At 68.9% G+C, this 13,195-nt stretch carries 15 protein-coding genes and 1 pseudogene; 8 read left to right on the forward strand and 8 right to left on the reverse strand.

Annotated features, from left to right (window positions below; all coding sequences use genetic code 11):
- Positions 1-228: 228 nt before the first annotated feature.
- The 3 genes from ACFYXC_RS34700 (at position 229) to ACFYXC_RS34710 (ending at position 2,717) form a co-directional block, all read left to right on the forward strand.
- Positions 229-1,563 (forward strand): DUF1996 domain-containing protein, encoded by a 1,335-nt coding sequence (locus ACFYXC_RS34700; protein ID WP_389556290.1) that lies wholly within the window; start codon positions 229-231, stop codon positions 1,561-1,563.
- A gap of 74 nt (positions 1,564-1,637) precedes the next feature.
- Positions 1,638-2,120, forward strand: a complete 483-nt coding sequence (locus ACFYXC_RS34705) for a DUF305 domain-containing protein (RefSeq protein ID WP_389556292.1) — start codon at positions 1,638-1,640, stop codon at positions 2,118-2,120.
- A gap of 441 nt (positions 2,121-2,561) precedes the next feature.
- Positions 2,562-2,717 (forward strand): hypothetical protein, encoded by a 156-nt coding sequence (locus ACFYXC_RS34710; RefSeq protein ID WP_388923454.1) that lies wholly within the window; start codon positions 2,562-2,564, stop codon positions 2,715-2,717.
- A gap of 292 nt (positions 2,718-3,009) precedes the next feature.
- On the opposite strand, the gene ACFYXC_RS34715 is transcribed toward ACFYXC_RS34710, so the two are convergent.
- From ACFYXC_RS34715 to ACFYXC_RS34725, 3 genes are all read right to left on the reverse strand, one after another.
- Complete coding sequence (locus ACFYXC_RS34715; RefSeq protein ID WP_389556293.1) at positions 3,010-4,095, reverse strand: alkene reductase; 1,086 nt, start codon at positions 4,093-4,095, stop codon at positions 3,010-3,012.
- Between the two features lie 63 nt (positions 4,096-4,158).
- Complete coding sequence (locus ACFYXC_RS34720) at positions 4,159-4,761, reverse strand: NADPH-dependent F420 reductase (RefSeq protein ID WP_389556295.1); 603 nt, start codon at positions 4,759-4,761, stop codon at positions 4,159-4,161.
- Between the two features lie 20 nt (positions 4,762-4,781).
- Positions 4,782-5,801, reverse strand: coding sequence for an alcohol dehydrogenase catalytic domain-containing protein (locus tag ACFYXC_RS34725; protein WP_389556297.1), 1,020 nt, complete (start codon positions 5,799-5,801; stop codon positions 4,782-4,784).
- 91 nt (positions 5,802-5,892) lie between these two features.
- On the opposite strand from ACFYXC_RS34725, the gene ACFYXC_RS34730 reads away from it, so the two are divergent.
- Entirely contained in the window at positions 5,893-6,501 is a 609-nt protein-coding gene (locus ACFYXC_RS34730) for a TetR/AcrR family transcriptional regulator (protein WP_389556299.1), read from the forward strand.
- A 681-nt stretch (positions 6,502-7,182) separates the two neighbouring features.
- On the opposite strand, the gene ACFYXC_RS34735 is transcribed toward ACFYXC_RS34730, so the two are convergent.
- A complete protein-coding gene (locus tag ACFYXC_RS34735) occupies positions 7,183-8,052 on the reverse strand; it encodes a helix-turn-helix transcriptional regulator (protein WP_389556301.1) in 870 nt (289 codons plus the stop codon).
- A 114-nt stretch (positions 8,053-8,166) separates the two neighbouring features.
- Here ACFYXC_RS34735 and ACFYXC_RS34740 point away from each other — a divergent pair, with 114 nt between their 5' ends.
- Complete coding sequence (locus tag ACFYXC_RS34740) at positions 8,167-8,865, forward strand: SDR family NAD(P)-dependent oxidoreductase (protein WP_389556303.1); 699 nt, start codon at positions 8,167-8,169, stop codon at positions 8,863-8,865.
- Between the two features lie 465 nt (positions 8,866-9,330).
- Here the strand turns inward: ACFYXC_RS34740 and ACFYXC_RS34745 are convergent, their stop codons facing one another.
- Entirely contained in the window at positions 9,331-9,741 is a 411-nt protein-coding gene (locus tag ACFYXC_RS34745) for a Rid family hydrolase (protein WP_389556305.1), read from the reverse strand.
- A 58-nt stretch (positions 9,742-9,799) separates the two neighbouring features.
- Here ACFYXC_RS34745 and ACFYXC_RS34750 point away from each other — a divergent pair, with 58 nt between their 5' ends.
- On the forward strand, positions 9,800-9,988 hold the full coding sequence (locus ACFYXC_RS34750) for a DUF3052 family protein (RefSeq protein WP_389556307.1): 189 nt from the start codon (positions 9,800-9,802) through the stop codon (positions 9,986-9,988).
- 252 nt (positions 9,989-10,240) lie between these two features.
- Here ACFYXC_RS34750 and ACFYXC_RS34755 read toward each other — a convergent pair whose 3' ends face one another.
- Positions 10,241-10,663: a winged helix-turn-helix transcriptional regulator gene (locus tag ACFYXC_RS34755; protein WP_388923516.1), complete on the reverse strand. Its 423-nt coding sequence runs from the start codon at positions 10,661-10,663 to the stop codon at positions 10,241-10,243.
- 85 nt (positions 10,664-10,748) lie between these two features.
- Here ACFYXC_RS34755 and ACFYXC_RS34760 point away from each other — a divergent pair, with 85 nt between their 5' ends.
- Both ACFYXC_RS34760 and ACFYXC_RS34765 read left to right on the forward strand, forming a co-directional pair.
- On the forward strand, positions 10,749-11,564 hold the full coding sequence (locus ACFYXC_RS34760; RefSeq protein ID WP_389556309.1) for an NAD(P)H-binding protein: 816 nt from the start codon (positions 10,749-10,751) through the stop codon (positions 11,562-11,564).
- Positions 11,565-11,800: 236 nt separating this feature from the next.
- Positions 11,801-11,908: pseudogene (locus tag ACFYXC_RS34765) on the forward strand (IS630 family transposase); the annotation flags it as partial.
- Between the two features lie 71 nt (positions 11,909-11,979).
- Here the strand turns inward: ACFYXC_RS34765 and ACFYXC_RS34770 are convergent.
- Together ACFYXC_RS34770 and ACFYXC_RS34775 are read right to left on the reverse strand one after the other, a co-directional pair.
- A complete protein-coding gene (locus ACFYXC_RS34770) occupies positions 11,980-12,363 on the reverse strand; it encodes a hypothetical protein (RefSeq protein ID WP_389556311.1) in 384 nt (127 codons plus the stop codon).
- Between the two features lie 323 nt (positions 12,364-12,686).
- The gene (locus ACFYXC_RS34775; RefSeq protein ID WP_389556313.1) at positions 12,687-13,055 is read right to left on the reverse strand and encodes an STAS domain-containing protein; all 369 of its coding nucleotides are present in this window, start codon (positions 13,053-13,055) and stop codon (positions 12,687-12,689) included.
- Between the last annotated feature and the right edge of the window lie 140 nt (positions 13,056-13,195).

Here is a 13,195-nt window from a genome sequence, read left to right on the forward strand (position 1 = left end):
TGGGGCGGGGCCCGCGGGCGGCGCCCACCCCTTCCCCGACCATTTTGCTGTGCTATTTGTTAGGGTTCTATCTTTCGCGGTGGTTTCCGGGGCCGCCCCCCCCCCCCCGGGGGGGGGGGGCGCCCCTCCGGCAGGAAGCACCCCCCTCGCCCCATCCCCCCCTTCACCCCCCGATGTTCGTGAGGAAGTGAGATGCGCAGATATCGCGTCCCTCTGTACACACTCTTGGTGAACGCCCTGGTGGTCGCGCTGGCCGCCACCCTGAGCCTGACCGCCTCGACCCAGCGGGCGCAGGCCGCGACGGTCACCGTCCAGGCCGAGTCCTACGCGGCCCAGTCGGGCGTCACGTTGGAGGCGACCGCGGACATGGGAGGCGGGCAGAACGCCGCGTTCCTCGCCGACGGCGACTGGATGCGGTTCGACAACGTCGACCTCGGTACGGCCGGCCGGCTGACGGTGTCCGCCCGGCTCGCCTCCGCTGTCGGCTCGGGCACGGTGGAACTGCGTACCGGCAGCCTCACCGGACCGCTCCTCGCGGTCGTCCCGGTGTCCCCGACCGGCGGTTGGCAGACCTGGGCGACCCGGGAGACCGAGGTCTCCAGCCACCCCACCGGCTCACAGACGGTGTTCGCCGTACTGCGCGGCACGGGGTCCGGTGACTTCGTCAACATCAACTGGTTCTCCTTCGTCGGCGAGGGCGGTGGCGCGGCGCCCGGCTGGGTCCCCGTCGACCAGGCCAAGTGGAACGCCCAGCTGAGTCAGTTCCGTGCGATGACACCGGCCGCGGTGCCCGCCGGTGTGGTCCGGGTTCCGGAGTTCAACGCCACCTGCACCTACAGTCACTCCAAGCCGGACGACCCCATCGTCCTGCCGGGTCTGCCCGGTGCGTCCCACATGCACAGCTTCTTCGGCAACGAGAGCACCGACGCGTTCTCGACCGCCCAGTCGCTGCTGGCCAACAAGCCGACCAGCTGCACCCCTGCCGAGGACCTTTCGGCGTACTGGATACCCACCCTCTACGAGGGCGACAGGGCCGTCGAAGCCGAGGGCATGATCGTCTACTACGGTTCCCGGCTCCCCGACCCCTCGGCGACCGTGCCCTTCCCGGAGGGATTCCGCATGATCGCAGGTGACGCCAAGGCGCAGACCCCCACCCCGGCGGGATCGACCGGCCAGTACTGGTGCTCCGGCGAGGGCGGCGAGATCGGCCGCAGCGCCGACGGCAACTGGCCGGTCTGCGCCCCGAAGGCCCACCTCACCCATCAGCTTGTCTTCCCCGACTGCTGGGACGGCAAGAACCTCGACAGCCCCGACCACAAGTCGCACGTGGCGTTCACCTACGACGGCAAGTGCAGCGGCGCCTACCCCGTCGCCATCCCCAACCTCTCCTTCGTCGTCAGCTACCCGACCAGCGGCAGCAGCGCGGGCTTCCGGCTGGCCTCGGGCATGGCGTCGTCCATCCACGGCGACTTCTTCAACGCCTGGGACAACGCCGCTCTCGGACACCGCGTGAAGGACTGCATCAACCAGAAGGCCAAGTGCAACTCCGCCGGCACGTTCTGACCCTGTGGTCGGTGTGCGCCGCGGCTGTGGCGCTGCTGGTTGTCGGCTGCACCGCGCAGCCGACAACCAGCGGTATGTCGCCGGGAGCCCCCGCGTCGCGGACGGCGGCCTTCAACGCGACAGACGCCGCCTGGATCCTGCTGATGATCCCCATGGCCGAGCGTGCCCGGCAACTGACCGACCTGGCTCCCTCCCGCGCGGCGGACCCGGCCGTGGCCACGCTGGCGGCGAAGACCGGCTCGTCACTGCGCGAGGATCTGCGCCGTCTGCGCGCCGCACTGAAACTGTCAGGTGTACCGGACACACACCCCCACGAGGGGCACGACATGCCCGGCATGGTCAGCCTCGGGACCCTCGACAAGGCGGCCGTCAGGAAGGGCCGCCCGTTCGACCAAATCCTCACCGATGCGCTGCGCGCCCACTTCACCCAGTCCCGGGTGCTCTGTGCCGGCGAGCAGAACGAGGGCAGCGCCGTCGAGGCGACGGGACTGGCCGCAGCCATTGCGAGGAGTGCGGCCCAGCACATTTCCGCGTTGGAAACACTGCGATCTGTGTAAGTTTGCGGTAAATTAGGTATGTAAGCCTGTGACCTGGAGAACCATCGCAGAAGCTCGGGTGTCGCGGCCCCATCCAGCCGCTGGGGCCGCTCCCGAGGCCATCATCCGGGCGGCGTCCGGACGTTGACAGCCCTGCTCATGGTCATGGGCAGGTTGTCCAGAAGATCCGCCTGCGGCCTGGCCTGCGGGATCTTCCTGACATCGGTGTCCACGTACGTACGCACCGGCAGCTGGAGGCTGTACGGATCGACCCGTTCGGGTGGCCGCTTCCTGACACATTTTCGAGGACGTGTGTGGATTCCGTGTCGCCGGGCACAAGGGCTATCGCACCGAGGTCCTGGTGTAGTTCGGAGCCAGGGCCTAGAAGTCCAGGGGAATTTGGACCGTTGTGAAGCTCATACGCACACGCGTCTGAGTCGGACCTGACGACAGGAACTCAAAATGATCATTCTTGGGCTTATTCTGCTGATCATCGGCATGCTCGTCGGCATGGGGCTGCTCACGACGATCGGCGGCATCCTCATCCTGGTGGGCGTCGTCCTGTGGGTCCTGGGTGCGACCGGCCGCGCGGTCGGTGGACGCAAGCACTTCTTCTAAAGGACAGGGCGCCTCACCACATCGCTGTGACGAGTGACGGCCTACCCTGCCTGGACCCCCATCGGCAGGGGCCGTCTCTGTCCGCTCGGCCTTGACGGTGAAGGTTTCGCCATCCAAGCGGCCACTACTCGGCCGAACAGGCTCGGCCAGCGCCGCACCTGCTCGTCCATCCGCTACGTCGCCGACGTCGATCCGGATATGGCCCGGGCGTGAGCCACGCCCGGGCCGCAGGTGCGTCTTGCGCAAGTGCCGTCTCGGCAAGCGCGGCAGCCACAGCCTCAACGAGTGTCGCTCATCCGGCGCTGAAGGCGGGGTAGTCGGTGTAGCCCTCGGAGTGTCCGGCGTAGTGGGTGTCCGGGTCGTCGTCCGCCAGCGGGTGGCCCTTCGCGAAGCGCTCGACGAGGTCGGGGTTGGCGATGAAGGGGGCGCCGAAGGACACCGCGTCGACGACGCCGTGGCCGAGGATCTCGTTGCCGAGGGCCTGGGTGAAGCCGAGGTTGGCGACGATGTTGCCCTGGTAGTGGGCGCGGTAGCGGGAGAAGAGGGCGATGCGCTCCTCGATGGTGCCGGGGGTGCCCAGGAGGTGCAGGTAGGCCAGGCTGTTGTCGTTGAGCTTCTTGAGCAGCTGGTCGTAGTCGTTGAGTGTCTCCTCGTCCGCGGTGAACACCGTTCCGCTGGTCCAGGCAGGGGACATCTTCACGCCGATACGGTCGCTGTCCCATACGTCACTGACGGCGTCGAGGATGTCGAGGAGGAGTTTGGCCCGCTTCTCGCTGCTGCCTCCGTATGCGTCGGTGCGCTGGTTGAGACGGGGGTTGAGGAACTGCGGGATCAAGTGGGACACCTGGGCGTGGAGTTCCACGCCGTCGAAGCCGGCGCGGCGGGCGTTGTCGGCCGCATGGCGGTAGTCGGCGATGGTGTCGGCGATCTCGGCGGCGGTGTAGGCGCGCGGGGTGAGGGTGTCTTTCGGGCCCGAGGGGGTGAAGGACTTCTCGCCGGGGTTGACGGCCGAGGGCCCGGCGGGCAGGCGGCCGCCGAGGTGGTCGGGGTGGGAGGCCGCTCCGACGTGACCGAGCTGGGAGACGATCCGGCCGCCCGCCTCGTGGACGGCTTCGGTGACCTTCGTCCAGCCGGCGGTCTGTATGTCGGTGTAGATGCCGGGGACGTTGATGAAGCCGATCGCGTCGGGACTGACCCAGGTTCCCTCGGTGACGATCAACCCTGCGCCGGCGCGCTGCGCGTAGTAGGTCGCGTGCAGGTCGGTGGGAGCCAGCTCGGCGTTGTGGGCACGGGCGCGGGTCATGGGGGCCATGACGACGCTGTTGGGGAGCTCCAGCGCGCCGAGGCGGACGGGCTGCAGCAGGGGCTGGGTGGTCATGAGTAACTTCCTTGTAGCGAGGGGCGAATGAGGAGGGGGACTGGCAATGGGCGAGAGCCCGGCTCAGTCCTGTTTGAGGGCGTGGAGGGCGGAGAGCGGGCCGCCGAGTTGCATGAGGCGTCCGCCCTCGCGCAGGGAGCCGACGTCGACGGGGGCGAACCCGAAGGACGCGGTGAGGTCCTTGACGGTCGTCTTGGCGTCGGCGTCGTCACCGGCGAGGAACAGCACCTGGCGTCCGGCCTCATGGCGCGGGTCGGCGGCGATGTACTGCCCGTAGAGGGTGTTGAACGCCTTGACGACGCGGGCTCCGGGCAGCAGTGAGGCGACGTGTTCGCTGCCGGTCAGCTCGCCCAGGTCGGCGATCTTCGGGTGCGGGGGAGGGGACACGAACTGGTTCGTGGCGTCGATGACGATGCGCCCCTCGAAGGGCGGCAGACCGGCTGTCGCGTCCGGGATCTGGGGCCAGCCGACCGCGAGGAGGACGAGTTCCGCCGCGGCGGCTTCCTGCGGAGTGCCGGCGTGAACGAGCGGTCCGAGTTCGTCGGCGAGGCCGGCCAGGGAGGCGGGGCCGCGGCTGTTGCTCAGTACGACCTCATGGCCGTGGGCCACGGCATGGCGGGCGATGGCCTGGGCGACGGTTCCGGCGCCGAGGGTTCCGATTTTCATGGCGGTGCCCTTCGTGGGGTTCAGGATGCGGGGCTGGTGAGCAGGACGGTTCCGCTCTTGCCGGGGCGGCGGACGTGGTCGACGGCCTTCGCGAAGTCGGCGAGGTCGTAGTCGGCTGCGACCTCGAAGAGGTCCGGCGTGGTCGCGGCCAGACGGGCGGCGAAGGCGACGTCCTCCGTCCGTTCCGCAGGTGTGCGGGTCAGCCAACGGGTGATGGACACGCCCCGCACGGTCAGGCCCCGCGGGGCCAGTGCGAGCGACTCCAGCGGCGTGCTGCCCGAGCCGAGCTGTCCGTAGGTGATCAGCGTGCCGCCGTCGCCGAGCAGCCCGGCCAGCTCACCGGTCAGGGATCCGCCCACCGCGTCCAGGACGACCTGGGCGCCCCGGCCGCCGGTCGCGTCCCGGACCTGGGCGCGCCAGTTCGCGTCGGCCGTCGAGACGGTCGGCAGGTCGGGGAAGCGCTGCCGCAAGGTCTGAGCCCCTGTGGCGCTGCGTACCAGGTTGACCAACGGGATGCCGTGTTTGAGCGCTGCGGCGATGACCAATTTCCCCACCGACGAACCGGCGGCCGTCTGCACCACCGGACCTGCCTGGCCGTGCTGGGCGTCCTCGACCGCCCGCAGCAACGTGAGCAGGGTGAGCGGGTTGACCAGCATCAGGGCCGCGGTCTCGTCGCTGACGCCCTCGGGCACCGGCACCACCAGCTCGGCGGGTGCCGTGACGAACTCACCCCACGCTCCCGGCACCGGGAAGAACGCAACCCGCTGACCGGACCGCAGATCCCGCACGTCCTCGCCGACGGTCTCGACGACGCCCATCCCCTCCAGACCGGGGGTCCGCGGCGCGGCGAACCGCTGCCTCGGCGCGCCCGGGAAGCCTTCCACTCCCGCCAGGTCGCCGGGGTGGACGGGCCGGGACAGCACCCGCACCCGCACCTGCCCGGCTGAGGGCGCAGGGGGCGGCTGCTCGCTCAGGCGTAGCACCTGCCCGGCCTGTCCGTGCTGGTCGTAGACGATGGCGCGCATGACTCTCCCGTCCATGGAGTATTAATGATGGCTGTCATCAGAACTCTTGCTATGATGAGAGCCGTCATTGAAAAGGTCAAGTCGAGAGCGACGCGAAAGGACGGCCATGCCGCGCATCACCAAGGAGGACAAGGCCCGCAACCGGCAGAACATCCTCGATGCGGCCGGCCGCATGTTTCGCTCACAGGGCATCGACGCGGTCGGCATCGCCGAGCTGATGAAGGAGGCCGGACTCACCCACGGCGGCTTCTACAATCACTTCGCCTCCAAGAACGACCTGGTCGTGGAGGTGTGCGGAGCCTCCTTCGCCGCCTCACTCGGAACCCTGGCCCAGACGGTCCAGGACGGCCCGGACCAGGACGGCTCCCCGCTCGAGCGGGTCGTGACCGGATACCTGTCCACCGCGCACCGTGACGCCCCGGACGGCGGCTGCCCCTCCGCCTCCCTGGTCACCGACGCCGCACGGCACAGCGACCCCGTGCAGAGCGCGTACGCCGCAGGGGTCGAGGGCTACCTCACCGGTTTCGCCGCCGAGTTCCTGCGCGAAGCCGAGGAGAAGGGCCACGCCCTCGACCCGGCCGAGGCCCGCCGCATGGCGATCCGCCTGCTCAGCGAAATGGTCGGCGCGCTGATGCTCGCCCGGGCCGTACGCCACGTCGAACCCGAGCTCTCCGACGAGATCCTGCGGACCGCCCGCAGCCATGCTCTCGACTGACGCCACGTCAGGAGTCAGGCGCAGCAGGCAAATTGCACTGCCCGATGGTTTGCGCTTCCCCCGGCAGTTCCGGCCCGCATCCGCAGGTCCCCTTGGCTGCACGCCGTCCCGAAACGCTACGCATGTAACGCATGCAGCGGAAGGCTGCGGATACACATCGCGCTCCACCAGCGCGCGCCGAATCCATCGACTACCGCTCGCCATTCCGGGCTGAGCCCGGCAGCCTGGCGTCGGGTGTTGCCGAGGAACGCCCCGGGCCTCGGGCCCCGGGGCCTCCTGCTCGCCCTGCCCACCGACGTCCACGTCGACCCGTCCGTTGATTACCGTACCGGCGCCACCGTCTCGCCCTCCCCGGGGAGGGTGCACCGAGGGTCTTCAGCAGATATTGCTGTGCGGACATTTCAGTCGATCCCGGAGGGGAGCAGCACCTTTGGCCGGGCATCATGGCGTGGTGACGACTTGGATGCGCTGCTACTGGGACACGGAATCTGACCCGGGAGGCTGCCGTGCACAGTTGCAGCCAGCGGCTCCTGGTCGACTGCCTCGCGAGTGTGGGAGTGGAACTTCTGTGCCGGTGACCGTGGGCACCCTGGACATCACCGGCGCCGGAACCAGCGGCTCGGTGGTGTCCGCCTCGGGCGTCGGCCGCCGGGCTCCATGGTGGCCGACGCCCGAGGTGGATCAGTTGCGGGGTGTGGTGACCGGCGGGCCGGTGACGGTGGCGAGTTGGAGTTTGGTCTCGTCCTCGCTGCCGGGGGCTGCGGTCATGATGACGATCTTGAGCTCGCAGTCGCCGTCGGTCAGGACGTCGCAGTCCACCGTGACCGGGCCCACCGACGGGTGGTCGATCGTCTTGTGGTCCTCGCGGTGTGCGGCCACCTGTCCGGTCGCCCACAACTCGGCGAACCTGTCGTTGCCCGCGTTCAGTTCACGGATCAGTGCGGCCAGGCGGTTGTCCCGGGGGAAGCGGCCGGTGGCGCGGCGCAGGTCGGAGACGACGGCGGCGTCGGTGGCGTCGCGGTCTGTTTCGGTGACCGGCCACAGCGCGAGGTGGGCGGGCCCGTCGTCCACCGGGAACCTGTCGCGGGCGAAGTTGCGCAGCCGCGGTGGCGCGGCGGAGGGGTCGCCCAGCAGGGCGGCCCACCCGCGGTTCCACCACACCAGTTGCCAGTCCGCCGCGAACACGGCGACCGCCACGTCCCCGAGGCGGGCGAGAACCCGCTGCACGCCAGGCGGAAGATGGTCGGAGATCGTGCCGTCCGCCGGTGGTACGAGCTGGGCGAGCAGGTACAGGTGGTCGCGCTCGGCGGTCGACAGCATGAGGGCCCGGGCCAGGGACGCCACCACCGATGCGGAGGGTGTCGTGGCCCGACCCTGTTCCAGGCGCACGACGTAGTCGACCGACACCCCGGCCAGGTCGGCCAGCTCCTCGCGCCGCAGCCCGGTCGCCCGGCGGCCGTGTGCCACCGGCAGCCCGGCGGCCGACGGAGGCAGCCGGTCCCGCCACATGCGGATCATCGCGCCGAGTCCGGTTGCGGGTGCAGTCGCCATGGGACCCATGATCCTGCATCCGGGGTGACGAGGGGGGATGCCAAGGTGGTACTGGCCTTCCTACCGGCGAAGTGTCCCTGGCCCGCCTGCCGGCCCGGGACCACTATCGAACGCATGACGATCACTTTCATCACCGGAGCCAACAAGGGTCTCGGCCGTGAGACCGCCCGCCGCCTGATCGAGCACGGCCACACCGTGCTCGTCGGAGCCCGCGACCGTGAACAGGGGGAGGAGGCAGCCGCCGCACTCGGTGCGCGCTACGTCCCCATCGACGTGACCGACGACGCGTCCGTGGCCGCCGCGGCCGCGAACGTCGCCGAACACGAGGGCAGGATCGACGTCCTGATCAACAACGCCGGGGTGCACGGTCCGCTCGGCGATCCCAGCGACCTCACCGGAGCCGACGCCCTCGCCGTCCTCGACGTCAATGTCATCGGCGTCGTCCGTACCACCACCGCGTTCCTGCCGCTGCTGCGCCGCTCGGCGGACCCCGCCATCGTCAACGTCAGCAGCGGCATGGGCTCCCTCGCCCTCACCCACGACCCCGAACGGCCCGAGTCGCACGCCTTGGCGCCGCTGTACACGTCCTCGAAGGCGGCACTGACGATGCTGACCACGCAGTACGCCAAGGGGCTCAAGGACATCCGTGTCAACGCGGCCGACCCCGGTTACACCGCGACCGACTTCAACGGCTACAGCGGATTTCAGACCGTCACCGAGGGCACGGACGCGATCGTCGCCCTCGCCACCGAGGAACCCGGCGCCGGCACCGGGCGCTTCGTCTCCCGAGACGGCGAGATGACCTGGTCCTGAGACCGGCTCGGGCCATACGCCCCGGGGACGACAGCGATGGACAGGGAGGGCGGGCGCCGCATCTCCTCCCACGGCAGCCGGCACCCTCGTGCGGTGCGACATCCGGCGCTGCAGATGACGTGGTATCTGGGGCCATCTGAAGATGCGCAGGCTTGTATCGGTGCAGGTCCGCCCACCTGGTGAGAGCTTGCACGTGAGTCGGCATCCCCCGGGCACACCTCTCGCCCGACCGGTCCTTGAGAAGAAGGCGACGGGACGGACGGGTCGACCGAGCGTGTGGCGTGACGCTTCCACGAACGCCTCACCAACAGCGGCTTCAGGCAGTCCACCCACCCTCACGGCGCCTTCGTCGTGGTCACGTGCATCCCGGTCGGCGCACGTGATCAGACGGAGGCCGCCTCGGCGTCCGGGACATGACCATGTCGGCGAAGCAATTCGAGACGCTGATCGAGGCGTGCGGGCCGCTCAGTCGGGCAGCGCGACGGTGAGGTCCACCTCGACCAGCTGCCCTGCGAAGCCCAACTGCGCAACTCCCAGGAGCGTGCTGGCGGATGTGAAGGCCGGGCCCAGGGCGGAAGCGGTAAGCCGGTGCCAGGCGAGGCTCAGGTCCTCCCTGTCATCGCTCCGCACGTAGATCACTGAACGCACCACGTGCTGCGGCTGAGCATCCACCGCCGCAAGGGCGGCGAGTGCGTTCACGACGACCTGATCGACCTGCACGTCGAGGGAGCCCGCGCCGACGAGAGAGCCGCCCTTGTCGAGGGGGCACTGCCCCGCCAGGTACGCTGTTCGGCCGGTCTCCACCACAGTGATGTGGTGGTAGCCCGGCGTCTCATGTAATTGGTCGGGATTGATACGGCTGATCTTCGCTGTCATGCCACGAGTCTGACCAGTCTGCGTCCGACACGCACCGAATTTTTTCCACATTGCTTACGTGGAGAAGGGCGCCAGCGGCCTGCTGCTCACTCCGAAGCGCGAAGTGGAGGGCTACGTCGATTTCAGCGAGATCGGCGAAGCAGCCACCAGCGCCGCTGGCCTCTCCCTGGCCAAGGCCGTCAACGCCGGCGCAGGCCGGAACGGCAGCCGCCGCAGCATGCCGAAGGGCGCAGCCAAGAAGCCGTAGCTCACGTCCTGCACCGCTGCCTCGAGCCTCCGTTCACGGACCGGTCACGGTGACCGTTGCGCGAACGCCGGCGACGCGTGTGCCCCAGTACGCCGAGGACCTGCCGGGATGGGATCAGAAAAGACGGCGACCTGCGGAGTCCTGATCACTCCGGTGGGCTCGTTCGACAGGCGTAACAGCACAGTGCTCTTTTCCGGCGGCACTCGACGGATCTCTGGTCGTTGCGGGTCATGACGTGATGGACGCCGACGGTCAGCGGATCTCGTTGTCGGGATGCTGCGCGTCGTAAGCCTGGCGGGCATGGGCGATGGTGTCTCGGTGCTCGAGTGACCAGTCGGCCAGGGCCTTGACGAGGTGGGTCAGGCTTGCGCCGGTCTCCGTGAGTCGGTAGTCGACCTGGGCGGGCACGGTTGGGTAGACGGTCCGAAGTACCAGCCCATCGCGTTCCAGCCGGCGCACGGTCAGCGTCAGCATGCGCTGGGAGATGCCATCCACGGCACGCTGAAGTTGCCGGAAACGCCGCGTCCCGTTCGCAAGCTCGACGATCACGAGGACCGACCACTTGTCGCCCACGCGGTCGAGAACATCGCGGATCCCGCAGTCGGGGTGGTCCGGCTGCCCGCACGGTTCCAGCTCTGCGGGCTCAGCGGTTACATCGGTGTGCGTCACTGACATGAAACTGCCTTCTTGTAGGCCGACCGCAGCCGGTTCAGGATCGCCGTAGTTACTGAAGAGAACCACGGTAGGAGATCGAACCGCAATGATCATGGTGACCGGCGCGAACGGACAGCTCGCCTCCCTCACGCTCCAGGAGTTGGCCGACCGGAAGGTGCCCGCCCTGGGAGGCAGCCGAACGCCCGCTGACGGGCAGCGCCACCTGGACTTCGACGACCCCACCAGCCTGGACCTCACCGGTGTCTCGACGCTGGTCCTGGTCTCGGCCGGATACGCCGAGGACGACCAGGTCATCGCTCGTCACCGGGCGCTTGTCGACGCTGCGGTCCGCGATGGCATCGCGCACGTGATCTACACCAGCCTGACCGGCACCGGAGATCACCTCGGGTTCGCGCTGGCCCACCGCGCCACTGAGGACCTGGTCAAGGCCAGCGGTCTCGGGTGGACGATATTGCGCAACGGGCTCTACGCCGAACTCTTCGGAGCGTTGCTGACGTGGACACCCGATGGCCTGGAGTCAGCCTTTGGCGATGGCGCTCTCTCTGCGGTGGCTCGGGCGGATCTGGCCGCAGTCGCAGCCATCGTTGCCAGCGACGCGACCTTGCATGTCGACGAGACCTACGACTTGGTCGGCGACCCGATCACCGCCGGTGACGTCGCTGAACGTCTCAGGGTCGCCCACCGAGCGATCGGGCTCAGCGAGTACCGCGCCCGGCTCCTCGCGGACGACGCACTGCTGCCGTTCCAGCCGCCGATGCTCGCCTCGATCGTCACCAACGTCCGCCATGGGTTCCTCGCCAACTCCAGCCCCGACCTCGTGGAACTGCTCGACCGCCCGCCCACTGACGCGCTCGCCGTCGCGGCGGACACCGCGACTGCGATGCGTCCCGGCGCACGCTGACGCGGATGGTGCATGCAACGCGCCGCTGGCCCTCGAAGGTGGCTTGACCTCTGGCCTACTGGATCGCTTCTCGGCTTTTCACGGTCAGCCCGCAGCGATCTCAGCGGAGGACGTGGCACGGATCGAGGACCTACGTCGCACGCGCAAGTGATCCGCTTCCCGGATCGCTGTCGAACTCCAAGACGGGGACATCGAGGTCAGCGGTACTGAATACCGGACGGTCGGCCCAGGACCTCTTCCTGGTTGCCGAGGAGGTGGTCGACGACAGGAGCCACGAGGGCCTGCGCACCCTGCTCCGCGAGGAAGGCGTCACGTGGCAACGCGTGAAGCCCTGGAAGACCTCAGAGCCTTCGTGAGCAGGGCTTCTGCAGCCTGACCTGCAACGGCACCTGACCTGCAACGGTAGTGGTGCCCCTCACCGCGGGTGCAGGAAACTCCGGACGTCGTCATAGCCGTCGATGGCGCGGCTGTCCACGTCTCTCGGGTCCGCCCCGGCTCGTACGGCCAACGACTCCGCCAGCGCCAGGGCGTCATCACCGAGACGCCCGAAGCGTCGAGCGGTGTGCCCCAGGCACAGGCCGGCCAGCCCGAGCAACGGACTCCCCGACACAGCCCGCATCCCGACCTGCACACACCAATGCTCCACGAACTCCGCGTTGTCGTCGTTCAACGTGGTCCCGACCAGGACTTCGGCGGCCTCACCCTCCGCCGAGCGGTCACGCAGAGCTCGCTCCAACGTCTCGACCACCACCTCGTGGGGCAGAGCGGAAGGGTTCTCGAAACGCAGACGAGAATGCACCCCGCGAGACTACGCGGGTCGTATTCAGCAGCCGCCCGCGGCCGCCCCATCCCGCAAGGCGCGGCAAACGTCTGAGCGGGAGTTCAACCTCGCGTGGGACGCGGGTCCTGCGGGGCGGACCGTACGTTCTGGGGACACGAAGCGGCCGGAGGATCACCCGGCCGACTGGCCTCCGTCCAGGGGGCGGGCCGTAGGCCGTGACTCGTGATCGGCGCGATCACCCACCGTCACCATCGAGAGGACCACTGGCCGCTGCGGTCGGTACCGAAGCAACCGAGGGGTCCCGCAGTCGGGGGCCGCATCGCCACGGGTACCCCGGGAGATCAGCCGCTGAGGGCTTGGGCGAGGGCGGGGTGGCAGTCGATGAGCTGGTCGAGGCCGACGATGCCCAGGACCCGCTGGACCGCTTCCTGGGCGCCGGCGATGCGCAGCCATCCCCCGGTGCTGCTTGCGGCCTGGTGGGCGGTGATGAGGGTGTTGATGCCGGTGGAGTCCATGAAGGTCACGCCGCTGAGGTCCGCCACGATCCGCCAGGGCGCCGCACTGTCCTCGACGGGAAGCAGCGCCTTGAGCCACGCATCTTTGACGCTCTGGTCGATCTCACCGCGCAGCGTGACGACCTGGATGTCCTTGACGGTGGTGCGAGTGATCGACAGCGGTCGGGAGCGGTCTGGTTCCTGGATGTCTGTCAACGTGTCCCGTTTCCTCGACTGGGCCCGCTGAGGGCTTGGTTCGATCAGCGCTGAAAGCCTCTCCCGGTGTGACGGCGAACGGCTGTTCGGTACTTTAGCCCGCGCTGCGCGGGGACATGCGGGCGAGGGTGCCGGGTACA

Source organism: Streptomyces sp. NPDC002701 (assembly GCF_042889045.1).
Classification (GTDB): Bacteria; Actinomycetota; Actinomycetes; order Streptomycetales; family Streptomycetaceae; genus Streptomyces.